The organism is Arthrobacter sp. (assembly GCF_048266065.1).
Taxonomy (GTDB): domain Bacteria; phylum Actinomycetota; class Actinomycetes; order Actinomycetales; family Micrococcaceae; genus Arthrobacter_H.
On the sequence record NZ_JBLXAH010000003.1, the window covers coordinates 200242 to 222865 of the forward strand.

General features: G+C 69.4%; 24 protein-coding genes. 16 read left to right on the forward strand and 8 right to left on the reverse strand.

Going from position 1 to position 22624, the window contains the following annotated elements; genetic code table 11:
- Positions 1-12: 12 nt before the first annotated feature.
- On the reverse strand, positions 13-618 hold the full coding sequence (locus tag ACN0TP_RS06445) for a DinB family protein (protein WP_417217851.1): 606 nt from the start codon (positions 616-618) through the stop codon (positions 13-15).
- 61 nt (positions 619-679) lie between these two features.
- Between ACN0TP_RS06445 and ACN0TP_RS06450 the strand changes: the two genes are divergently transcribed.
- Together ACN0TP_RS06450 and ACN0TP_RS06455 are read left to right on the forward strand one after the other, a co-directional pair.
- Positions 680-1660 (forward strand): helix-turn-helix transcriptional regulator, encoded by a 981-nt coding sequence (locus ACN0TP_RS06450; RefSeq protein ID WP_417217853.1) that lies wholly within the window; start codon positions 680-682, stop codon positions 1658-1660.
- A gap of 46 nt (positions 1661-1706) precedes the next feature.
- Complete coding sequence (locus ACN0TP_RS06455) at positions 1707-2957, forward strand: glycoside hydrolase family 3 N-terminal domain-containing protein (protein WP_417217855.1); 1251 nt, start codon at positions 1707-1709, stop codon at positions 2955-2957.
- Here ACN0TP_RS06455 and ACN0TP_RS06460 read toward each other — a convergent pair.
- The 3 genes from ACN0TP_RS06460 to ACN0TP_RS06470 form a co-directional block, all read right to left on the reverse strand.
- Positions 2941-4185, reverse strand: a complete 1245-nt coding sequence (locus ACN0TP_RS06460; protein WP_417217857.1) for an alpha-hydroxy acid oxidase — start codon at positions 4183-4185, stop codon at positions 2941-2943. The genes ACN0TP_RS06455 and ACN0TP_RS06460 overlap by 17 nt on opposite strands.
- 90 nt (positions 4186-4275) lie before the next feature.
- Positions 4276-5325: a glucose 1-dehydrogenase gene (locus tag ACN0TP_RS06465; protein WP_417217859.1), complete on the reverse strand. Its 1050-nt coding sequence runs from the start codon at positions 5323-5325 to the stop codon at positions 4276-4278.
- A gap of 99 nt (positions 5326-5424) precedes the next feature.
- The gene (locus ACN0TP_RS06470; RefSeq protein WP_417217861.1) at positions 5425-5631 is read right to left on the reverse strand and encodes a hypothetical protein; all 207 of its coding nucleotides are present in this window, start codon (positions 5629-5631) and stop codon (positions 5425-5427) included.
- A gap of 206 nt (positions 5632-5837) precedes the next feature.
- On the opposite strand from ACN0TP_RS06470, the gene ACN0TP_RS06475 reads away from it, so the two are divergent.
- Positions 5838-7091 carry a glycerophosphodiester phosphodiesterase family protein gene (locus ACN0TP_RS06475; RefSeq protein WP_417217863.1) on the forward strand — a complete coding sequence of 418 codons (1254 nt, stop codon included), beginning with the start codon at positions 5838-5840 and terminating at the stop codon, positions 7089-7091.
- Between the two features lie 19 nt (positions 7092-7110).
- Here ACN0TP_RS06475 and ACN0TP_RS06480 read toward each other — a convergent pair whose 3' ends face one another.
- Positions 7111-7962, reverse strand: a complete 852-nt coding sequence (locus tag ACN0TP_RS06480) for a transporter substrate-binding domain-containing protein (RefSeq protein WP_417217865.1) — start codon at positions 7960-7962, stop codon at positions 7111-7113.
- Between the two features lie 141 nt (positions 7963-8103).
- On the opposite strand from ACN0TP_RS06480, the gene ACN0TP_RS06485 reads away from it, so the two are divergent.
- The 3 genes from ACN0TP_RS06485 to ACN0TP_RS06495 all read left to right on the forward strand — a co-directional run bounded on the left by ACN0TP_RS06485 (position 8104) and on the right by ACN0TP_RS06495 (position 10022).
- Positions 8104-8655, forward strand: a complete 552-nt coding sequence (locus ACN0TP_RS06485) for a dihydrofolate reductase family protein (protein WP_417217867.1) — start codon at positions 8104-8106, stop codon at positions 8653-8655.
- 134 nt (positions 8656-8789) lie between these two features.
- Positions 8790-9041, forward strand: a complete 252-nt coding sequence (locus ACN0TP_RS06490; RefSeq protein WP_417217869.1) for a hypothetical protein — start codon at positions 8790-8792, stop codon at positions 9039-9041.
- Positions 9042-9152: 111 nt separating this feature from the next.
- Positions 9153-10022, forward strand: a complete 870-nt coding sequence (locus tag ACN0TP_RS06495) for an endonuclease/exonuclease/phosphatase family protein (protein ID WP_417217871.1) — start codon at positions 9153-9155, stop codon at positions 10020-10022.
- On the opposite strand, the gene ACN0TP_RS06500 is transcribed toward ACN0TP_RS06495, so the two are convergent.
- A complete protein-coding gene (locus ACN0TP_RS06500; protein WP_417217873.1) occupies positions 10009-11043 on the reverse strand; it encodes a hypothetical protein in 1035 nt (344 codons plus the stop codon). The two genes, ACN0TP_RS06495 and ACN0TP_RS06500, sit on opposite strands and share 14 nt — an antisense overlap.
- 69 nt (positions 11044-11112) lie before the next feature.
- Here ACN0TP_RS06500 and ACN0TP_RS06505 point away from each other — a divergent pair, with 69 nt between their 5' ends.
- Together ACN0TP_RS06505 and ACN0TP_RS06510 are read left to right on the forward strand one after the other, a co-directional pair.
- Positions 11113-11751, forward strand: coding sequence for a CG0192-related protein (locus ACN0TP_RS06505; protein ID WP_417217875.1), 639 nt, complete (start codon positions 11113-11115; stop codon positions 11749-11751).
- 48 nt (positions 11752-11799) lie between these two features.
- Positions 11800-12861, forward strand: coding sequence for an NYN domain-containing protein (locus ACN0TP_RS06510; protein WP_417217877.1), 1062 nt, complete (start codon positions 11800-11802; stop codon positions 12859-12861).
- A 78-nt stretch (positions 12862-12939) separates the two neighbouring features.
- Here ACN0TP_RS06510 and ACN0TP_RS06515 read toward each other — a convergent pair whose 3' ends face one another.
- Positions 12940-13854 (reverse strand): LysR substrate-binding domain-containing protein, encoded by a 915-nt coding sequence (locus ACN0TP_RS06515; RefSeq protein ID WP_417217879.1) that lies wholly within the window; start codon positions 13852-13854, stop codon positions 12940-12942.
- 111 nt (positions 13855-13965) lie between these two features.
- Between ACN0TP_RS06515 and ACN0TP_RS06520 the strand changes: the two genes are divergently transcribed.
- The 8 genes from ACN0TP_RS06520 (at position 13966) to ACN0TP_RS06555 (ending at position 22040) form a co-directional block, all read left to right on the forward strand.
- Positions 13966-15282, forward strand: a complete 1317-nt coding sequence (locus ACN0TP_RS06520) for a cytochrome P450 (RefSeq protein WP_417217880.1) — start codon at positions 13966-13968, stop codon at positions 15280-15282.
- Between the two features lie 55 nt (positions 15283-15337).
- Positions 15338-15661 carry a 2Fe-2S iron-sulfur cluster-binding protein gene (locus tag ACN0TP_RS06525; protein WP_417217882.1) on the forward strand — a complete coding sequence of 108 codons (324 nt, stop codon included), beginning with the start codon at positions 15338-15340 and terminating at the stop codon, positions 15659-15661.
- A gap of 2 nt (positions 15662-15663) precedes the next feature.
- Positions 15664-16932, forward strand: a complete 1269-nt coding sequence (locus ACN0TP_RS06530; RefSeq protein WP_417217884.1) for an NAD(P)/FAD-dependent oxidoreductase — start codon at positions 15664-15666, stop codon at positions 16930-16932.
- Positions 16933-16989: 57 nt separating this feature from the next.
- On the forward strand, positions 16990-18393 hold the full coding sequence (locus ACN0TP_RS06535; RefSeq protein WP_417217886.1) for an MFS transporter: 1404 nt from the start codon (positions 16990-16992) through the stop codon (positions 18391-18393).
- A gap of 132 nt (positions 18394-18525) precedes the next feature.
- Positions 18526-19209: a hypothetical protein gene (locus tag ACN0TP_RS06540; RefSeq protein ID WP_417217888.1), complete on the forward strand. Its 684-nt coding sequence runs from the start codon at positions 18526-18528 to the stop codon at positions 19207-19209.
- Positions 19209-19436, forward strand: a complete 228-nt coding sequence (locus ACN0TP_RS06545; protein WP_417217890.1) for a helix-turn-helix domain-containing protein — start codon at positions 19209-19211, stop codon at positions 19434-19436. Before ACN0TP_RS06540 ends, ACN0TP_RS06545 begins: the two co-directional genes overlap by 1 nt.
- Positions 19437-19480: 44 nt before the next feature.
- Positions 19481-20218 carry a hypothetical protein gene (locus tag ACN0TP_RS06550; RefSeq protein ID WP_417217892.1) on the forward strand — a complete coding sequence of 246 codons (738 nt, stop codon included), beginning with the start codon at positions 19481-19483 and terminating at the stop codon, positions 20216-20218.
- 10 nt (positions 20219-20228) lie between these two features.
- Positions 20229-22040 carry a gamma-glutamyltransferase family protein gene (locus tag ACN0TP_RS06555; RefSeq protein WP_417217894.1) on the forward strand — a complete coding sequence of 604 codons (1812 nt, stop codon included), beginning with the start codon at positions 20229-20231 and terminating at the stop codon, positions 22038-22040.
- Between the two features lie 75 nt (positions 22041-22115).
- On the opposite strand, the gene ACN0TP_RS06560 is transcribed toward ACN0TP_RS06555, so the two are convergent.
- Complete coding sequence (locus tag ACN0TP_RS06560; protein WP_417217896.1) at positions 22116-22562, reverse strand: hypothetical protein; 447 nt, start codon at positions 22560-22562, stop codon at positions 22116-22118.
- Positions 22563-22624 lie beyond the last annotated feature (62 nt).

Consider the following 22624-nt stretch of genomic DNA (forward strand, 5'->3'; position numbering starts at 1 on the left):
GGCGTGGTGCGGTCAGTGGGTGCGGTGCAGGTACAGGTCGCGCAGCAGGGAGACCTCGGCGCCGTGGTGGATCACCTCGCGGTGGATGTGCAGCACGAGCGTGGCCATCGGCAGGTCGCCGAACGGCCCCTCCGCGGGGCCGCAGGGCCGCGCCAGTGCCGTCTCGTCGAGGGCGGTGATCCCGGCCATCCAGCGGGCGTGGGCCTCGTCGAGCTGGGCCAGCGCCCCGGCCGCGGTGCCCGGGTAGTCGTGGGTCTGGTAGGAATCCTCCGGCCCACCGAAGTGGCTGGCGTTGCGCATCCCGAACACGGCCACGATCAGGTGCCCCAGACGCCAGGCGATCGTGGTGACCGGCGGGGGAGTTGGTGCGGGGAACGCGAAGTCGATGACGTGGTCCCCGCTGCCGGCGGCGACCAGGCCCGGCGTTTCCGGCCCGGCTTGTCCACGGGGCCTGACGGTCCAACATCCGGGGACCGGTTCCCAGAAGTACTCGTCGTCGGTCAGGCCGTCCAGCCGGGGGCGGAGCTGGTGCTCCCAGTGCCAGGCGAGTTGTTCGGTGAGTTCGTGGGTCCAGTCGACGTGGTGTGCCGTCGTGGAAGCCGCTGCTGATGTGTTCATGGGACCAGTCTCCAACCCCTGTAGGACAGAAGCTGTCCGCTACGTGTGGGAGGCTGTGGCCATGGACGAAACGATCGGGAGGGTCCTGGGCCTGCTCAACCTGCTGCAGTCCAGACCCGTGTGGACCGGGACCGAACTGGCAGCAGAACTCGGCGTCACCACGCGCTCCATCCGCCGCGACGTCGAACGCCTGCGCCGCCTGGGATACCCGATCCGTGCCACCCAGGGCGTGGGTGGTGGCTACCAGCTGGGGGCGGGCAAGGCGTTGCCGCCACTGCTGCTCGACGACGGGGAAGCGGTCGCCGTCGCCGTCAGCCTGCGGTTGGCCGCCGGTGGCTCGGTGGCCGGCGTCGGGGAGGCGGCCCTGCGCGCACTGGCCAAACTGGACCAGATGCTGCCGGCCCGGCTACGGGCCCCGGTGGAGGCGGTCTCCAGCTCGACGCTCTCGCTCGATGACGCGCGCGGCGGCACCGGCATCGTGCCCTCCTCCCGGTTGCTGGAGTTGGCCCGCGCCATCCGGACCCCCGAGGTGGTCACGTTTGGCTACACGGCTGCCGGCCCCGACGCGGTGCCCGCCGAACGCCGGGTGGAGCCATACCGGCTGGTGTCCGCCGGGCGGCGCTGGTACCTGATGGCCTTCGACCTGGATCGCGACGCGTGGCGCACCTTCCGGCTGGACCGCATCGAGGCGGTGCACTCCACCGGATTCCGGTTCGCCCGCCGGGACGCGCCCGATGCCGCCGAATTCGTCCAGACGGCCATCTCGCAGAACCCGTACGCCCACGTGGCCCGTGTGCGCATCCAGGCGGCGGCGGACACGGTGCGCTCGCAGCTGCCCGCCAGTGTCGCCAGCGTCGAGCCCGACGGGGACGACGCCTGCATCCTCACAGCGGGCGGCAACTCACTGGAATTCGTGGCGCTCCACGTCGCCCTGCTCGGCCATGAGGCCACCGTGCTCGAACCTGCGGAACTGCTGCCGGTCCTGCGGGATGTGGGAGCCCGGCTGGCGCGCATGGGCCGGCAGGAGCCACCGCGGTCCTAGACTGGAAGCCGCCACGCCTGCCCGCCGCCGATCCCGAAGGGGCACGATGAAAACACGCTTGAGGACCGCCGCCACCGCCGTCCTGGTCTGCGCGGCCCTGCCGCTGGCCGCCTGCACGACGCCGGAACCCGGCTCCTCGCCGTCGGGGACCCCGGGTGCCTCCAGCGGTGGTGCCGGGTCGAGCCAGGCCACCGCGTCGGCGGAGGGCACCACCGCCCCAGCGAGTGCGTCTTCGGAGCAGGCTCCGTCGTCGTCCCCTGCGGAGTCCGCGGCGCAGCAGCGTCTGGACCAGCTCACCCTGCAGCAGCGGGTGGGGCAGGTCCTGATGATGGGCGTCCCCGCGACCGGTGCCTCGGCGTCGGGGTTGGCGATCATGAAGCAGCAGCACATCGGCAACATGTTCCTCAAGGGCCGCAGCACCGCCGGCCTGGACGCCACCGCGGCAGTGGTGAAGAAGATCAAGGCGACCGCCACGCAACAGGTCACCGGCGGCGTCGGGCCCTTCATCTCCACCGACCAGGAAGGCGGCAAGGTCCAGGTCCTGAAGGGGAGCGGGTTCTCCACCATCCCCGCCGGCATCACGCAGGGATCCTGGGACCCGCAGACCCTGACCCAGCGGGCCACCGGTTGGGGCCGGGAGCTCGCGGCGGCAGGGATCAACGTCAACCTGGCACCGGTCGCGGACACCGTCCCGGCGTCGATCGGCACATCCAACGCACCGATCGGTGCCTTCGGGCGCGAGTACGGCCACACCGCGCAGGCCGCCGCCGCAGGATCCTCGGCCTTCGCCGCCGGCATGGAGGCCGCAGGAGTGGCCCCGGTGATGAAGCACTACCCGGGGCTGGGCAAGGTCAGCCGCAACACCGACGTCTCCCATGCGGTCACCGACACGAGCACCACCCGCGACGATTCCTCGCTGGAGCCGTTCCAGCGGGGTATCCACGATGGCCTGGACTTCGTGATGCTCTCCAGCGCCTACTACTCGAAGATCGACCCGCAGAACCCTGCGGCGTTCTCCGATACGGTCATCAATTCCATGCTGCGCGGGGACCAGGGCTTCGAGGGCATCGTCATCTCCGACGACATGTGCGACGCGACCCAGTTCCGCGACTGGAAGTACGCCACCCGCGCCAAGAAGTTCTTTGACGCCGGGGGCACCATGATGCTGTGCGTGAACCAGAACGCCATCCCGGCCATCGCCGGGGGCCTGGTCGCCCAGGCCAAGGCCGACCCCGCGTTCCGGAAGAAGATCGATGCCGCGGCACTGAAGGTGCTCACCGTCAAGGACGGGCTGTAACCGGCGACCCGGAGCCGCGCCCGTGCAGGTTCAGGTGCCCACGTCCGAGCTCGGAGATGCCTGAGACGCCCAGCAGGGTGGTGGCCACGCGCATCTGCTCGGCCAGGATGTCCAGTACCCGTTGCACTCCTGGCTGGCCGCCGGCCATCAGCCCATACATGTAGGCCCGCCCGATGAGGGTGAAGTCGGCGCCCGCGCACAGGGCAGCGACGATGTCCCCGCCTGACATGATGCCCGAGTCGAGGATGAGCTCGACGTCGGGGCCCACCGCGTCGCGAATGGCCGCCACGGCATGGAGGCTGGCCGGGACCTGGTCCAGCTGGCGGCCTCCATGGTTGGAGACCACCAGCCCGTCAGCGCCGGCGTCGAGTGCCTTGCGGGCATCCTCGGCGGTGAGCACTCCCTTGACGAAGAGCTGGCCGGGCCAGACCGAGCGCAGCCAGCGCAGGTCATCGAGGGAGATCGTCGGATCGAACATGGAGTTGATCAGTTCGGGCAATGAGTGCGAGGTCCCGCTCAGCGAGGCGAACTTCAGTGAATCGGTGGTCAGGAAGTTGAACCACCACTCCGGGCGGTAGGAGGCGTCGAGCACCGTCCTGAGGTTCAGCTGGGGAGGGATGGTCATCCCGTTGCGCACGTCGCGCAGGCGCTGGCCGGCGACCGCCGTGTCCACGGTGACCATCAGGGTGTCGTACCCGGCCGCGGCGGCCCGGTTCACCAGTTCCAGCGACGCATCGTGGTCATTCCACAGGTAGAGCTGGAACCAGCGACGGGCGCCGGGTTGGAAGGCGGCCACCTCCTCGATGGACCGGGTGCCCATGGTCGAGAGCGTGTAGGGGATGCCCGTGGCCGCCGCGGCACCGACCCCGGCCTCCTCGCCTGCTGCATGCATGAAGCGGGTGAACCCGGTGGGGGCGATGCCCACCGGTAGCGCCGATCGTGCCCCGGCAATCGTCGTGGACAGGTCCACGGAGGCGTGACCGCCCAGGATGGATGGAAGGAACTCGACCTCGGCGAAGGCCTGCCGGTTGCGCTCCAACGTCACCTCGCGGCCGGCGCCGCCGTCGACGTAGTCGAAGGCCGGCTTCGGTGTGCGTCGGCGGGCGATCCGGCGCAGATCCCAGACATCCGCGGCCCGGGCCAGCCGGTTCGCCCGGAAATCCAGGCTCGGGCGCTCGAATTTCATCAGCGGGCGCAGTTCGGACAGCTGGGGAAGGTTGCGTTTCATGGGGTTCCTTGGCGGTGGCGGCACCTGGCGGTCCTCGTCAGGTCGTGACACCACGCTACCGGCGCGGCAGCGCCCCGCCTCGATGAGTGGCTACGACCGGCCGATGTCGAGCACGACCTTCACGTCGCCGTCCCGGTGCTCGAAGGCGGCTGCATAGTCCTCCAGCCGGTGGCGGCGGCTGATCAACCGGGCCAGCCAGTCCGCGTCGGCTTGTGCCAGGGCCTCGGCGGCCTGTTCGTAGTGGCGGCGGTTGGCATTGACGCTGCCGAACACCACATCGTTTTCCAGCACGGCAGTCCGGTTCATGGCCCCGACGTCCAACGGCGTCTGCTGGCCGCGGCTGGAGACACCGGTGAGGCACGTGATCGCGTTCTTGCCGTTGTTGGCGATCGCGTCCAGGATCACCGACGGCACCCCGGTGCACTCGATGACGATGTCGGGTTCAAGCCCCGAATCGGGCAGTGAATCGGTGTGGAAGGTGGCGCCCAGGTCCTTCACGAGTGCCGGCTTCGGTCCGCCGGTGACCAGATCGTAGACATGGACCTCGTGGCCGCGTTGGACGCCGAGCAGTGCGGCCAGCAGGCCGACGGGGCCCGCGCCGGTGACCGCAACGACCTTCGGGTCGAAGTAGGCGCGGGATCCGATGCGCTCGATCTGCTCCCAGGCCTTGGCCACGATGGTGGTCGGCTCGAGCAGCACACCGACCTCCTCCAATGAGGCATCGATCCTGACCATGTCCTCGGGGTTGCCGCGCCACTGTTCACGGCCGAATCCGTCGAGTGAGGCGATGCCGTGCTCGGTGTACTTCCCGTTCAGGCACATGTCCCATTCCCCGGCGGCACAGGCGGCGCAGGGAACCGGGTCCGGACGACGCACGATCCCCACCACCAGGTCACCGGGGGCGAAGCCGGAATCGTCGGCAGCCTCGCGGACCCGGCCCAGGTTCTCATGGCCGATCACCAGCAGGTCCTTGCCCTCGGGGGCGGACCCGTACTCGGCGTTGATGATCTCCCGGTCGGTCCCGCACAGTCCGATGGACAAGGCATCGACCAGGATGCTGCCCTCGGCCGGCCCGGGCGGGTCCACCTCGTTCAGCTCCAGCGAATCCTTGCTCCCGGGGGTGACGGTGAGGGCTTTCATGGACGCTCCTTCGGCAGACGGCGGCTTTCCACCAGTATTGCGCTCATCGAAGGACCTGTCAGTGCCCGGCCGGGGAAAAATGCCCGCCTGACCTTCGATCTAGCCGCTGAGCGGCATCCGCGGGATGTTGGGCCGGCCGTCCTTGCCCACCCCGTAGGCCTTGGCCGCGATCTTGTTGGCCAGCTCCTCATTGATCCGGTATTTGTACACCGGACCCATGGTCTTGGTGCCGGCCGCCGTGACCGCCGCGTGGGCTGCCGGGGCGATGATCTTCTCGTGCACACGGTGCCGTCTGAACAGGCTCATGATGTCCTCCTCGTCACTGCCACAACATGTCTTGATACCTTCAGGATACGCCGAAATCCCGCGGAATCCAGAGGTCAGTGCACTGCCCCCCGGTGCCCGCGGGGCAGACCTTCACACCGCGTTCATCCGACGTTGAGGGGGCCGTTGTCGGTGGTGGAGAACATGGGTGGGGTCAGCACCATCCGCACCGAAAGGCAGCGACACCCATGACCACGCCCCAGACCCCGTTGTCCACGTTGGCGACACCGGCACTGATCCTCCTCACCCTGGCGGCGATCGTGGTGGCCGGCCCCGCGGCGGCAGCCCCGGCCCCCACCGCCGTCGAACCCGTCGCCGCGAAGGCACCGGCGGGGGACCCGATCCTGATCGGCCACCGGGGTGCTGCCGGTGCGGCACCCGAAAACACCATCGCCGCCTTCAAGGCGGGTCGCGCCGCCGGCGCCGACTTCATCGAAACCGACGTGCAGTTGAGCAAGGACGGGGTCCCGTTCCTCTTCCACGACGACACCCCTGCACGCACCACGAACGTGGCGGACGTCTTCCCCGGCCGCGAGCACGACCCGATCACCTCCTTCACCTGGCGGGAACTGCGCGCACTCGATGCGGGTTCCTCCTTCGGCAGGAAGTTCGCGGGTGAACGCATCCCGCACCTGGACGACATCGCCAGGATCGCCAACCGCCGCACCGGTGTGTACCTGGAGATCAAGTCGCCGAGGAATTCACCCGGTGTGGAACGGCTGGTGGCCCGCAAGCTGGCCCAGGATCCCGCCTGGAAGAAGCTGGTCGACGCGGGAAAGGTCAACGTCCTGGGGTTCGACGCCTCATCCAACCGCAAATTCGCGGCCCTGGCACCGAAGATCCCGCTCCAACAGCTCTCGGGGGCCATCCCCGGTGCCGAGACGCTGGAGGACTGGTCCTCGTTCGTGGATTCGGTGGGCACCAGCTACCGCACGCTGACGGCCGCCCAGGTCGGCGCCGTACGGGCCGCCGGACTGGATATCGGTGTCTACACGGTCAGCTCCCCGGCGACCATCACTGCCGCGGTCCGGCTCGGCGTCGACATGGTCACCGGGGACTTCCCCCAGCAGATCGTCAGGCTCCAGGCCGGCCAGCAGGCCTTCCCCCAGTCCCGGGGGCTGGAAATCGCCGACTCCGTGAACAACCCGGCAGGCGACGACGTCCAACCCGGGACGGGCGAACACGTGGTGGTCCGCAATGCCTCGCGGCGGACGATCGACGCCTCCGGGCTGGTGCTGCGCGACGCAGCCAACAACACGTTGACCGTGGGGCAGGGATACACCATCCAGCCCGGAGGGGAACTGCGCGTCTACACCGGCCCCGGGACCAACACGGCCACGAAGTACTACAACGGGCGCACCGCCTCCATCCTGAACAACACCGGTGATTCGGTGGCGTTGTGGACGGCACGCGGCCAGCTGCAGGACGTGTTCGCCAACTAGCGCCGGCGGCGGGGAGGCCCTACCCGAACCAGGGCTTCTCCGCCTTCGCAGTGGTCCCGTCGTGCTCGGCGATGTTCAGCCACGCATCGACGTATTCCTTGAAGGCGGTGTCCCCGCGTGGCAGCAGGTACGCCTTCTGCGAGTAGTTGAACGGCTGGTCGGGATGCACGGCACAGAGCTCTGGGTGTTTGTTGGCGACCCAGCGGGTCTCCGAGGCGTCGGTGGTCATCACGTCGGCTGTGCCGTCGATGATCTGGTCGAAGATCGTGTTGTTGTCCTTGAACTCGATGATCTCCCCGCGCGGGTAGTGCTCCTCGGCGAACTTCTGGTTGGTGCCGCCGATCGGGGTGATGGACCGGACGCCGGGCTGGTTGATCTCGGCGATCGTGTCGTACTTCTTGACGTTCTTGCAGCGGGTGATCGGCGTCTTGCCCTCGTCCAGGGTGGCAGTGGAAAAGGCTGCCTGCTGCGCCCGCTCCAGCGAGATCGAGACCCCGCCGACGGCGATGTCGCAGGAGGCCAGGAAGTCGGGCATCAGGTCCTTCCACGTCGTGTCCACGAACTCCGCCTTCACGCCCAGGCGCTTCGCCAGGTCGCGGGCCATGTCCACGTCCAGTCCGGAGTACTTCCCGGTCTTCGGGTCCTTGTACGTGAACGGGCGGTAGTCCCCGGTGGTGCAGACCTTCAGCACCCCGGCGTCGCGGACGGTATCCAGGCGCGAGGCGGGGACATCGCCGTCGTCCCCTGCCTGGCCTGCTGCCGGTGCCCCGGAGGACGACGCCGGTTCCTGGGCGGGTGCCCCGCTTCCGGTGCAGGCGGTGGTGGCCAGGGCCAGGAGGATGGCCGCGGTGGCCCATGGTGTGCGTTTCATCAGGTTGCTCCCCAGTCGATGGTGTGATGCAAGGCACCAGCCTAGGGGTGGTCGTGGTGCCCGCGTTTCTTGACGACGACGCCGCCAGCGCAGATGATCGAGCAGGTACGGGCACACCGCAGTTTTATTAACGGAGGCAGCATGCGCGAGGTCAAGACGGGACTTTTCCAGTCGGTCGACGGGGTGGTCGAATCACCGAACCTGTGGCAGTTCGACAGCTTCGACGACGAACTCGGCGTCGGCATGACCACCATGATGACCCAGACCGATACCGTCCTGCTGGGCCGGCGCAGCTACGAGGAGTGGGCCGGCTACTGGCCCCAGGCGGGCCGGGACGACCCGTTCGCCTCCTTCATCAACCCCGTGGAGAAGTTCGTGGCCTCGCGCACGCTGACCGGGGAGCTGGACTGGGAGAACGCCTCGCTGATCCAGGCGCCGCTGGAGGACTTCGTGCGCGAGCTGCGCCAGTCCGACGGCGGTGACATCTCAGTGTGCGGGAGCATCTCGGTGGTGCGCCAGCTGCTGTTCGCCGGGCTGCTGGATTCGCTGCTGCTGATGGTCCACCCCGTGATCGCCGGGGCCGGAAAGCACCTGTTCGAAACGGGCGACCCGACCACGCGGCTGGTCCTGCAGGACTCCCAGCAGACGTCCAAGGGCAACATGCTGCTCAGCTACGGCCGCCACAGCGGCTGAGCGATCAACCGCCGTCCGGTGGCTCGATGGTCTTGAACGATGATCCGGTGAGGTCGGACAGGGAAGCGACCCGGCCGAACGGGGAATCCTGCGGCGGATCACTCACGGTGGCGTCCTGGATGCAGGCGCTCCCCGTGCAGCCGGAACCCGGCATGGCAGCCGAGCTGCCAGAGCCCAAGGGAGGCCCGCCGGATCAAGCAGGATGGCCAGGTGCCTCTGCCCGGGTGCGTCGAGGGGGCCATGAGCACCTGGCCTCCGGTCACGACGCCGGCCGGTCCACCGAGGCAGTACAGGTCGCCCTGCTCGCGCTGCAGGACACCCTGCCGTTGTATGGGAAGGTGGTCGGCTGGTACGCCCGCGATCTGGGCGCAGCTCCGCACGCCTGATCACCGTTGGCATCAGCGGTATCCACTGGTCACCGGATGGCCATGCGGGGTTCACCGGGGCGGGCGAGACTCATAGGGAACCGCAGCGGATGGCCCCCAGGAGGACCCGGCATGAGCCTCACGACCGAATACCCCGAAGCCCGCGGGGTTCACACCCCCGCCACCGTGACGATGATCGGCCCGGTGGACGGAACCGGCCTGCACGTCATGTCCTACAACATCCGGCTCGAGCGCGCGGAAACGCTCCCCGGGGACCCCGACCACTGGCCGGACCGCCGTCCCCTGCTCCGTGAACTGCTGTCGCTGGAACAACCCACCCTCCTCGGCGTCCAGGAGGCCCTGGGGTCGCAGTTGGATGCCGTCGCCGCGGGGCTGGGTCCGGGGTATGACATGGTCGGCTACAGTCGCGACGGCGACAGCGGCGGGGAACGGTGCGCCATCTTCCATGACGCGCGCCGGCTGGAGCTCTTGGCGTGGGACCAGTCTTGGCTCTCGGATACCCCAGCAACGATCGGATCGGCCACGTGGGGCAACGACGTCCCCCGGATCCTGGTGTGGGCACAGTTCCGGGACGCGACGACGGGACAGGAGTTCGTCCACCTCAACACCCACTTCGACCACGAGTCGGAGCCGGCGCGGATCAAGAGCGCCGAGGCCATCGTGGCGTTGGCCCACAGCTTTGCCGGCCTGCCCGTCATCGTCACCGGCGACTTCAACGCCGAGGCGGGGGATTCCGGGGCCCACGCGGTCCTCACCCGGCCGGGTGCCTTCGCCGACTGCTGGGATACGACGCGACGGTACGCCTCCCGCGCCTGGGGAACCTTCCCCGGCTACGAGGAAGCCCTCGAGGGCGGAGCCCGGATCGACTGGATCCTCACGACGCCGGTAACCACGGTTCACCGCGCCGGCACCAACGTCTGGACCCGATCGGGACGCTACCCCTCGGACCATGCGCCGGTGCAGGCGGTCATCTCCTGGTAGGGGCCCACTCGGCGATGGTCCCCTCCACCGGGTTCTCCCATTCAGTGGGTTCGCCGGAGGCCTCCAGGACGTCGGTGAGCCAATACGTTGCGTCGGGATCCCACCCGGCCAGCAGGGTCAGGCCCCGCCCGGCATCCAGCGGACGGCCGGCGGTGGCGAAGTAGCCGGCGGCGGTGAGATGGACGCCGTCGTACTCCTGGGCCACGGCGGCGAAGTCGGGGATGAGCCAGGTGGCGTCGAGCCCGGTGCTCTCATACGCCGTCTTGCGCCACGTCTGCGTGACTTCCAGGGGTTGGCGTTCCACGAGCCCCACCCAGTCGGCGGGTTCGCGGATCTCGAGGATGCGCGAACCGGCGGTGGGTGCCAGGGGCCAGATGCGGGCGCGGTTCCACCCGGCACCGTCCTCCACCAACAGCAGCCCCGCGGATCCGAGGCCGGGCAGGGCCCGGGTGGTCTGGACCAGGTCCGACAGGGCGGGGGTCGACCACCAGGAGCTGGCCGTGCGCCGTTTCAGCGAGCGGGACCACGTGGCCGCCATGCGCTCCGACGCGAGGGTCCGCTCCCGCCAGCCGGCCAGCTTCGCGGCGGCACCGGTGGGCTGCGGGGCCGGCAGGTTGTGCCCGTCGATCCACTGGACGGCGCGCTGGCTGCCGGTGTCCACGGGGGAGCTCCACCAGGAGCCGGTGATCCGCCGGCCCAGTTCCCGGGCGATGGGCTCCAGGGCCTGGAGGACCTCGGGAGTCCGGGCGAGTTCGTCCACCTCGTCCGGCGGCTGCCAGTAGGCAGCGTGGTCCACGGTGCGGGCGAGGGCCGTCAACAGGTCCCCTGCCGGGGCACGCGAGATGGCCGCCCGGGTCGCCTCGGAGGCGACGGCTGCGCCGAATTCACGGCGCAGGCCAGTGTTGTGGGGTTCCCACGCGGCAGCCAGGTGCCGGGACCACAACTCGTCCGACAGGGCGGTCACCGCCTCCAGGCAGAACCGGCGGCCGTGCGGACCCGTCAGCAGGTCCATGCTCGTCATGACGCGAGACTACCCACTGCGGCCACCGGACCCCTCCCGCCGGGAGCCCACCTGTCCTAGGGTGAAGTCATGGCCATCATCCATCGCGCGCAGCTCACTCCCGGAAAACAAGAAGTCGTCACCACCTGGCTCGCCAGCCAGCCTTGGTCGCAGGTCTCCGCAGGGGACACCATCGAGCTGGTCGGTGCCTTCCGCTTCGATGACCCCGCAGGGGAGGTCGGCATCGAAACCCATGTGGTCCGCCGTGCCGACGGGCGGATCCTGCAGGTTCCCCTGACGTATCGCGGTGCCGCCCTCCAGGGGACCGAACGGCACCTGGTGGCGGAAATGGAGCACTCGGTGCTCGGCCACCGCTGGGTCTACGACGCGACCGCCGACCCGGTCTATGCCCAGGCGCTGGCGTCCACCATCCTGCGCGGACAGGCAGGGGCCGAGCAGTACCTCGACGTGGACGGGACCCTCGCGCCCTTGCCCAGCAGCGTCGTCGTGCATGGATTCGGCGATCCGGACGCGGCCGAACCGGTGATCACCACGGCCAGCCCGAGCACCGAGGACACCCCGGATGGCGGCGCCGTGGTGACCATCAGCACCGATGGGCCGACCCTGGCCGTCTATCTCACCCCGCGCCCCGCGCACGGCGACGAGGGCCAGCTGACCGGGCGGTGGGACGGGCTGGGGGACTCGGTGCTGCTGGCCGGCATCGTCTGAGTCGCCGCCCCGGCCCGGACAGGCGCGCGGCCACGTAGGATGCGGGATATGACTACCCAGAGCGCGATTTTCGTGGATGCGGGATTTCTCCTGGCCGTGGGCGGACAGCACACCGCCGGCACGTCGCTGCGCTCGGCCTTCAGGGTGGCGTACGAGCAGCTGGCCGCGGGCATCGCGGAGGTGGCCCGCCGGGATTCCGGCCTGCCGCTGCTGCGCACCTACTGGTACGACGCCTCCCGCGACGGCCTGTTCACCGACCAGCACAAGCGCATCGGCATGGTTGACGGCGTGAAGGTCAGGCTGGGCCGCATCTCCTACAGCGGCGAGCAGAAGGGCGTTGACCTGCGCCTGGCGCTGGACCTGGTGGGCCTGGCCCGCAGCGGCGCCGTGTCAACTGTCTACCTGGTCTCCGGTGACGACGACCTGGCCGAGGCGGTCGAGGAGGCCCAGGCGCTGGGCGTGCAGGTCAAGCTCATCGGGTTGCGCAAACCCGAAACGCGGATCGGGTTGGCCTCGGTCGCCGAACACCTGGCCCTGTGCGTGGATGGCATCACCGATCTGCCGGCCGAACTGCTCGAATCCACCTTCACCCGCTCGGTGACCACCGGCCCGTTGCCCGGCCCGGGAGTGCACAGCCTGCAGGGCACGACGGCGGAACCCGGCCCAGCTGGACCCTGCCCGCCCGCGCCGGCCACCGCCGCTGCCCCGTCGGCCGCGCCCCAGCACCGCCCGGTCCCCGGACCATCGCCGGCCCATCTGGCCGGGTCGACCGGTCCGCTGCCCCAGGTGCCGCCGGCTGAACGGCAACTGGTCTATTCCGCCGGCCACGAGGCCGCCACCACCGCCGCCGGGCACCCCGAAGCCGGGGACAGCGCACTGCTGCGCGCCGTCGGGGAGGTCGGGGCCAGCGTGGCGGACAACTGGTACGCCAACACCACCCAACGCGAATTGACCGAGCTGCAGGCCGACCGCCCGCTGCTGCCGCCTGAAATCGACAGGGTGCTCCTGAAGGATTGCGCCCAGCAGATTGGTGAATGGAAGACGGATATCCAGGTGGTCCGCAGGGCGCTGCGGGCCTCCTTCTGGGATCGGCTGGACCAGCTCACGTAAGGGAAGGGGAGAAGGGGCACGCCGGAACCGAAGGCCACTGGCTTACCGGGGGCTGGGGTCCAACCGTTCCCGGCGCCGTCAGGAAGCGCCGACTCCGTCCGCATAGAGCTCGGCGGCCAACTCCACCATGGCGCGGGCGCACTGGGAGGACTGCACCGCCGCCGGCCAGACCAGCGAGACGTTGACGCTGCTGATGTCTTGGCGGATCGGCCGCACCACGAGTTCCCGGCCCTCATAGCTTTGCGCGCTCGCCGGCTGCTGGACCAGGACGGCATAGCCCATGCCCCGGGCGACGAGCGATCGGGTGACCTCGTAATCGGTGGTGCGGAACCGGATGCTCGGCTGGATCCCGGCCGAGGCATACATCATCATCGTGTTCTCCCGGCTGGGCTTCACGTCCAGCAGGATCATCGGCTCGTCGGCCAGTTCCGCCAACGAGATCTCCTGGCGGTCGGCCAACGGGTGGCCCGCCGCCAGGACCAGGCTCGGTGTCACATCGAAGAGACCGAGCCGCTCCAGCCCGGGCGGCAGCGAGACGTCGTACGCGATGGCCAGGTCGATGCGTCCGGAGAGGAGCCGCTCCTGCACCTCCTGCTGGGAGCCGTCGAAGAAATCGAGATCGACCAGCGGATACCGCCGGGAGTACTCGTCGATGAGCCGCGCCAGGACCGTCGGTGCCAACGTCATGTAGCAGCCGAGCATCAGCGTGCCACGCAACTCCCCGCCCGCGTCGGCCGCGTGCAGTGAGAGGTCCTCGGCCGAGTGCAGCAAGCCGCGGGCCCGGTCCAGGACGTAGCTTCCCGACGGCGTCATCGCCACCCCGTGGGCCTTGCGGCGAACCGTGAGCTGGGCCCCGAAGATCCGCTCGAGTTCGTTGACGGCTCCGGCGACCGCCGACGCCGAGAGATGCAGCGAGGCGGCGGCCGCCGCAATGCTGCCGCGTTCGGCGACGGCGACAAAGCACTCCAGCTGGCGCAGGGTGTAACGGGGCATCAGACACCTCGGTCAAAACGTGGATATAGGGCTATTTATTGAACTTTACCGCGCATATGTCCTCGATCACACTGGAAGCCAAGCCAGACACCCGCACCACGAGGAGCCAGCATGACCGCCACCAGCAACGACGCCACGGCCACCCCGGGTTGCCCGTTCACCGGGGAACTGCCCACCGACCCCGCCGAGCTGCAGGCGCTCATGGCCCAGGTCCCCGCCAGCCACTCCGCCGGAACCCCCGGGACCGCCGGGCCGGCCCGGGAGGCCCCCGTCGCCGATTGGGTCACCATCGATGACCTCTACCGCGACCCGTTCCCCATCTACCAGCGCCTGCGCGCGGAGGCCCCCGTGCACTGGGTGCCGGCCGTCAACCGGTTCATGGTCACCAGCTACGACGCCTGCCACACCATCGAGCAGGACGAGTCCACCTTCTCCGCCGACGAGCGCGCATCGCTGATGAAACGGGCCATGGGCCATTCGATGCTGCGCAAGGACAACCCGGAACACCAGGTGGACCGCGACTCCTACGGTTCCACCCTGCGCCCGGGCACCATCAAGAAGCACTGGACCGGCATCTTCGAGGCCAACCATGAAACCTGCATGGCCCAGCTGAAGGCCAAGGGACCCGGCGCCGACTTCATCTGGGACTACGCAGCCCCGTACGCCGCGGAGAACCTGCGCCTGGTCATGGGTTTCCACAACGCCACCCAACAGGACATGCAGCGGTGGAGCCAGACGATGATCAACGGCACCGGCAACTACGCCGATGACGACGCGGTCTGGGCCGCATCCGAGGCCTCCTCGGCGGAGGTCGACGCCGCGATCGACGAGATGCTGCCCTACCTGCGTGAGAATCCCGACCAGTCGCTGCTCTCCGGTCTCGCCTCGATGCCGATCCCGCTGGAAGCGATCCGTGCCAACCTCAAGATGACCATTGGCGGCGGCCTCAACGAACCCCGCGACGTCCTGGGCACCACCGTCTGGGCGCTGCTGAACCACCGGGACCAGCTCGATGCGGTGCTCGCCGATCCGGCCCTGCACGCCAAGGCTTTCGAGGAATCGGTGCGCTGGGTCGCCCCCATCGGCATGTATCCCCGCGAGGCCACCACCGACACCGTCCTCGGCGGCATCCAGCTGCACCAGGGCGACCGCATTGGCGTCGTCCTCGGTGCCGCGAACCGGGACCCCGAGGTCTTCGAGGACCCCGAGGAATTCAACATCTTCCGCCCTAAGAAGCCGCACCTGGGCTTCGGCGGCGGCGTCCACTTCTGCGCCGGGACGTGGATTGCCCGCGCGCAGGTCGCCCAGGTCGCCATGCCCCGGGTGTTCGCCGAACTGCCCGGCCTGCGCCTGGACCCCGCGAACGCAGCCGTCAACGCCGGCTGGGTCTTCCGCGGCCTGGTCAAGATGCCCGTCATCTGGGACTGACCGGCAGCCCGCACCTCGTCCCACACCCCTCCCAGCACCACCCAGGAGAAATCCCATGCCCAGCATCACCTATGTCCAGCCCTCGGGCGCAGAAACCACGCTCGAGGTCGACGACGGCACCTCCCTGATGCGCGCAGCGGTCACCAACGGCGTCGACGGCATCGTCGGCGAATGCGGCGGCCAGGCCATGTGCGCCACCTGCCACGTCTACGTCCGCCCCGAATTCGCCGATGCGCTCCCCGGGATCTCCGACGACGAGGAGGAGATGCTCGACTGCACCACCGCCGAACGCACCGGCCGGTCGCGCCTGGGCTGCCAGCTCCCCGCCGGTGGCTCCCTGGACGGCATCGTCGTGGACGTCCCCTCGGACCAGGTGTAGCCATGGCCACCACCCATCGCGCCCCGGGCCCGGGCACCGTCATCATCGGCGGCGGCCAGGCCGGCCTGCAGGTCGCCGATTCGCTGCGCGCCGGCGGATACACGGCACCGGTGACCATCATCGCCGACGAGCACGGGACGCCCTACCAGCGCCCGCCGCTGTCCAAGGACTTCCTGCTGCCCGGCAAGGAGGCGGCACCCCTGCCGCTGCGCGGCCCCGACTTCCTCGCCACCCACGACATCACCCTGCGCGCCGGAACCCCCGCCACCGCGATCGACCGCGGGGCACGAACCGTCGCCCTGGCCGACGGCACCACCGTGCCCTTCGAGCACCTGGTGCTGGCCACCGGCGCCCGCAACCGCTCCCTGTCCTGCCCCGGCGCCGGGCTGCCCGGCATCCACGGGCTCAAGACACTGCACGACGCCGAAGCGCTGCACCTCGCGCTGGCGGCTGCCCGCGACGTCGTGGTCATCGGCGCCGGCTTCATCGGCCTGGAATTCGCGGCAGCCGCCCGCGCCCACGGGGCCCGGGTCACCGTGCTGGAATTCGCGCCCCGTCCCATGGGCCGGGCACTGACCCCGCTGATGGGCGACTACTTCGCGACCCACCACGCCGAACAGGGAGTGGACCTGCGCCTGGGCGAGGGCATCGAATCCTTCACCACCGGGGCGGACGGCAGCGTCGCCGCCGCCGTCTCCACCACCGGCACCAGCTACCCGGCAGACCTGGTGGTGGTGGGCATCGGCGTCGTGCCCAACGATTCCCTGGCTGCAGAGGCCGGCCTGGCGACGGAGAACGGCATCGTCGTCGACGGAGGGCTGCGGACCAGCGATCCGGCCATCCTGGCCGTGGGCGACTGCGCGAACTTCCCCAACACCCACGCGGGCACCCGCACCCGGCTGGAATCGGTGCAGAACGCCACCGACCAGGGCCGGCACGCCGCGGCCACCATCCTGGGCACCGTTGCCGACTACACCGAGCTGCCGTGGTTCTGGTCGACCCAGGGACCGGTGCGGTTGCAGATCGCCGGTCTCTCCGCCCCCGGGGACCAGACCACGGTCCTGGGGGACCCGGCGGCCGGAAAATTCTCGGTGCTCTGCCACCGCGACGGACGGCTGGTCGCCGCGGAGTCAGTGAACTCCCCGGCGGACCACATCGCCGCCCGCAAACTCATCGCCGCCGGCGTCGGCCCGGCACCCGAGGAGGCCGCGGCCCCCGGCTTCAGCCTCAAGGCCCACGCCAAAACCGTGCTGGTGCCCAGCATCGCCTGACGGCGACGTTGCCGCCTTGCCCGTTCACCGCCCTTCAGGATCCACCAGGAGAAACCCATGTCAACACCGACCGCCCACCAGCCGCCGGAGGTGAACCAGCGACGCGTCGCCATGGCCACGCTGGTCGGCACCACCATCGAGTGGTACGACTTCTTCATCTACGCCACGGCAGCCGGCCTGGTCTTCGCCCACCTGTTCTTCGAGCCCGCCGGCGCATCCATCGGCCTGCTGCTCGCCTTCGCCTCGGTGGGCATCAGCTTCCTGTTCCGCCCGCTGGGCGCCTTCCTGGCCGGGCACTTCGGCGACAAGATCGGGCGCCGCCCGATGCTGGTGATCACCCTGATCCTCATGGGCGCCTCCACCACGTTGATCGGCGTGCTGCCGTCCTTCGAGACAGCCGGCCTGGTGGCCCCGATCCTGCTGCTGCTGTTGCGCATCCTGCAGGGCATCTCCGCCGGTGGCGAATGGGGCGGCGCGGTGCTGATGGCCGTCGAACACGCCCCGCGTGAACGCCGCGGACGGGCCGGCGCGGTGCCGCAGCTCGGTGTCCCGCTGGGCATGCTGCTCGCCTCGGGCATCACCGCGCTGATGACCGGGGTGATCTCCCCCGGGGAGGCCTTCCTGGCCTGGGGCTGGCGGGTCCCGTTCCTGCTCAGCGTCGTGCTGGTCGTCGTGGGCTACCTGGTCCGCCGCGCGGTGGACGAATCGCCGATCTTCCTGGAGATCGCCGCCCGCAAACAGCAGACCAAGGTCCCCGTCGTCGAGCTCTTCCGCAAGCACTGGCTGCTGGTCATCCTGGCCGCACTGGTCTTCGCCGGCAACAACGCCGCAGGCTACATGGCCACCGGTGGATTCATCCCCAGCTACGCCTCCGGCCCCGCGGTGGGACTGGAACGCACCGACGTCCTGCTGGCCATCACCTTCGCCGCGGCCACCTGGTTCATCTTCACCCTGCTGGCCGGATTCCTCTCCGACAAGATCGGCCGCAAGCGCACCTACCTGATCGGCTTCAGCTGCCAGGCGCTCATGGTCTTCCCGCTCTTCTGGATGATCAACACCGGCTCGCTGCCGATGCTCTACCTCGCCCTGGGCCTGTTCACCATCGGGCTGGGCCTGAGCTACGGACCCCAGGCGTCCTGGTACAGCGAGATCTTCCCGGCCAGCGTCCGCTTCTCCGGCGTCTCCATCTCCTACGCCCTCGGCGCGATCGTCGGAGGCGCCTTCGCCCCCACGATCGCCCAGGCGCTGGTCAACGCCACCGGCAGCAGCACCGCGGTTTCGGCCTACCTGCTGGGCATGACAGCCATCTCCCTGGTGGCAGTTTCCCTGCTGCGCGACCGCAAGGGCATCGACCTGTCGATGGACAACCAGGCGGAACAGGAAGTCGGGGCGACGATCTTCGACGCACGCCGGGCCCCTGCCTTCGTGCCGGCAGCCGAGGGAAGCGTCGCCAGCCGGTAACCAGTTCGTCCCGTGGAGGGGGTGGCGCGCGTCCCGCAGGGGATGGGTGCCACCCCCCTTGACGTTGCGGCAGGGGATGTATGGGTTATCGAATATCATTATTATCGATATTCGTTAAACCCAGGAGGCGTCATGGCTGGCCGGAACACAGTAGAAGTCCGCGCGTCCAGACCGGAGCGGGGCGCCGTAGCCCGGAAGGTCGGTGGCCGCTCCGGTCTGCTGGCGCTGGGGGTTGCCTCCTCGCTGGGTCTGGCCGGTTCCGTGGTCATCGGGGCCATGGCCACGACCTTCGTCGATGGCCCCAACCTTCAAGTCGCGGTGGACGTCGTCACCGACCGGACACCGGCCACGAAGCTGCCGGGCGGTGACCTCTCTTTCGACAGGGTCCAGCTGTTTGCGCCGGCCCAATACGATGTGCAGTTGATCGAGGCCATCGGTGTGGGCCTTCCATATGTGGTCTTTGGGGCCACGTGCGTCCTCCTGCTGATCCTGGTCCGTCGCCTGTGGACCGGGCGCTCCTTCACCCGGTTCGCCGTGTGGAGCCTCGGCGTCGTGGGGCTGTTGACCATTGCTTCCGGGATGTTTTCCCGGTGGCTTCCCCAGCTAGCCACCGAGATTGCCTTGAGCCGATTGGGGCTCCCGCAGACCTACGACGAAGGCATGGCCGCCACGGGAACCGGGGAATGGTTCGGCGCCGTCTCCGCGAACGGGGTGCTGGACTATCCGGGCATCGGCCTCGGCGTCGTCCTGCTGCTCATGGCAGTGCTGGTGCATCGGGGTAGGGCGCTGCAGGAGTCGGCGGACGGGTTGGTCTGATGGGGATCGAAGACGACGCAACCGGCGTGCACTGCCGGCTCGATGCGTTGCTGGAGGAACGGGGCATGACGTTGACCCGGCTCAGCGAGCTCGTGGGCGTCAGCATCGTCAACCTCTCGGTGTTGAAGAACGACAGGGCCAAGGCCATCCGCTTCAGCACCCTGACATCCATCTGCGCGGCCCTCGAATGCGGGATCGGGGATTTGCTCGAGTTGTCGTCACTGTGACTTTTTCGGCACGTCGGAAGGTTCGCTGCATTAGGGTCGATTCCATGGGGAAAAAGCAGGGGGCCGGCGCACCGGAGTGGGATGAACGTGACGAGGCCTTGTGGGCGACGGCGGAGAGCGGGTTGCTGCTGGCCCAGGGCAGGATCGGCGAACGCCGTCCGGCCGGCACGCCGTTTGCCCCCACCCTGGCCCCGGGCGAGGAACGCGTCTACGCTTTTTCGTCTTTTGCGCTGCACGACTACCGGGCCCCGGGCGATGGCAGCTACCTGCACAACTCGGGCACCGTCCTGGCGGTCGGGCGCGGCGCGGTTCCCCTCATGCTCGGTGCTGCCGTGGGGCAGGCCATGGGCAACGCCTCACGCCGAAAGCGGGCCGCCGCCATGGCCCAACCCCAGTGGATGCAGATCGATGGCGGAACCCTCTCGGTCGGAAGCCACGGCTTCTACCTCCACACCCCGACCTCGCTGCTGGCCTGGGGGTGGGGGAGCATCTCGCTGATGACGCTCGTCGGCCCCGGGCACGTCCAGCTGATGGGCGACTCGCAGAACGGCCCGGTCAACTGGATCCTGCAATCCAACTTGGCCGAGCTCGTCTTCCTGCTTTGGGCCACGGCCCGCCATCCCCGGCACGAACAGCTCATCGGACGCGCCTGGCTGCCCCAGGAATGGGTGGACAAGGTACGACGACGGGATCTGGCCACGGCGACCCCGGGCCGGGATTTCCAGCACATGGCCGAGCAGCTGATGCTCGAGCAGGCCAAGGGATGGCCCGGTCGCGCCTAGGCTGGTGACTGTGACATACACCGCACCCGCCCAGTTCACCACCCGCCCGACCCTGCGTGGAAGCTTCGGCATGAGCGCCTCGACGCATTGGCTGGCGACCGCCTCGATTCAATCGGTCCTCGAACGCGGTGGCAACGCCTTCGACGCCGCAGTCGCCGGGGCCTTCGTGCTCCACGTCGTCGAACCGCACCTGAATGGTCCCGGCGGCGACATGACAGGCGTCTTCGCCACCGCCGGGAACCCCGGGAATCCCGTGGTCCTCATGGGGCAGGGGCCCGCACCGGCCGCCGCGACCGTCGGGCACTACCGGGCCGAGGGGCTCGAACTGGTGCCCGGGGCGGGGGCGCTCGCTGCGGCAGTCCCCGGAGCCGTCGACGCCTGGCTGCTGCTTCTGCGCGACCACGGCACCTGGCCGCTGGCCGACGTGCTCGCCTACGCCATCGGCTATGCACGCGACGGGCACGAGATCCTGCCGCGCGTGCGCACCACCATCGCGACGGTGGCCGAGCTGTTCACCGATCACTGGCCCAGTTCCGCGGCCCACTGGATGCCCGACGGCGTCGTCCCCACCGAAGGCTCGCTGCTGCGCAATGCACCGTATGCGGATCTGCTGGACCGGCTGGCCGCAGCGGCGGCCAACACGGGGGACCGGGCCGCAGGCATCGATGCCGCCCGCGACCTGTGGGCCGGCATCGTCGGCACCGAGGCCGAGGCCTTCCTGGCCGCCCCGCACCGGCATTCCTCCGGAACCGACCATTCAAGCGTGCTGACGGCGGGGGATGTCCAGGGGTTCCGTGCCGGCTACGAACCGGCGGCCACCTTCACCTTCCGCGGCCACGTCATCGCCAAGACTGGTCCCTGGGGCCAGGGCCCGGCGCTGCTGCTGACCCTGGCGATTCTCGAGGGGTTCGATGACGAGCGGCTGGACCCGTCCACCGAGCTCGGCGCGCACACCATCCTGGAGGCGCAGAAACTGGCCATCGCCGACCGGGAAGCCTACTTCGGCGATGCCGACGTCCCGCTGGAGTACCTGCTCAGCGATTCCTACGCCGCCGAACGCAGATCCCTGATCACCGCCACGGCCAGCCACGGGTTCCGTCCAGGAGCGGTCCCCGGCCGGACCCCGTTCGTCCCGCCGCTGCGCACCGACTACACGCCTCCGGCCACCGCCGACGGGGCGAAGACCGGATTTGCCGGCGTGGGGGAGCCGACGGTGCAACCGAGCGGGGAGACCCGGGGCGACACCTGCCACCTGGACGTCGTGGACCGGTGGGGCAACATGGTTTCCGCCACCCCGTCGGGTGGCTGGCTGCAATCCTCGCCCACCATCCCCGCGCTGGGGTTCTGCCTGGGCACCCGGCTGCAGATGACCTGGCTCGAAGCAGGCGGCCCCTCCACGCTCGCCCCGGGCAAGCGCCCGCGCACCACGTTGACTCCCACGTTGGTACTCCGGGACGGACAGGCCATCTGCGCCCTCGGCTCGCCCGGCGGGGACCAGCAGGACCAGTGGCAGCTGCTCTACCTGCTGCGCACCATCGTCGGTGGCTACACGCCCCAAGAGGCCATCGACGCCCCGTCCCTGCATACGACGTCGATTCCCGGCTCCTTCTGGCCGCGCACCTGGACCCCGGGCGGGGCCGTGGTGGAGGACCGGCTGGGCGAGGAGGTCATCGCCGGGCTCGAGGCCCGCGGCCACGTTCTCACCCGTGCCGGCGACTGGGCGCTGGGACGGCTCTCCGCCGTCGTGCGGGATCCGCTGACCGGGCAGTTGGCCGCCGCGGCCAACCCGCGCGGGGCCCAGGGCTACGCCGCCGGACGCTGAAACGCGACGTGGCAGCGCCCCGGTGACGGGAAGTGCGGCTTCCCGGCACCGGAGCTCTGCCACGCGGCGCCCACGTCAGTGGGCGGTGGAGCTGTCCCGCTGTTTGCCCAGCCAGTTCGGGGCCTCGGTGGCGGCCAGGCGGTTGAGCGCCAGGGCGCCGACCAGGAGCCCGAAATCGCGCAGGCCCACGTCGAAGAACCCCGGAAGCAGGAGCAGGTTGACGATGATGCCGGCGAGCCAGGCGACGATCACCAGCGAACCCAGCTGGGGACGCACGGCGACCACGATCCCGGCGATGATCTCGACAACCCCGACGCCGTACATGAAGACCTCGGGGCTGACGGGGATGATGTCGGTGGCCAGTGGCGCGAGGTAGTGCGTCCAGTCGGTGAGGAGGTTGGTGAACTTGTCGATCCCGAACAGGATCGGCGCGACGGTGAAGATGGTGCGCAGGAGGAGGAAGGCCTGATGCGTGTTGGCGTCCTGACGCCGGGCAGCGGCGGGAACAGTGGGGGCGGCCATGACTGGGTCCTTTCTAAAGTGATTATGTCTCACTTTAGAACCGAAGATCTTTCTAAGTCAAT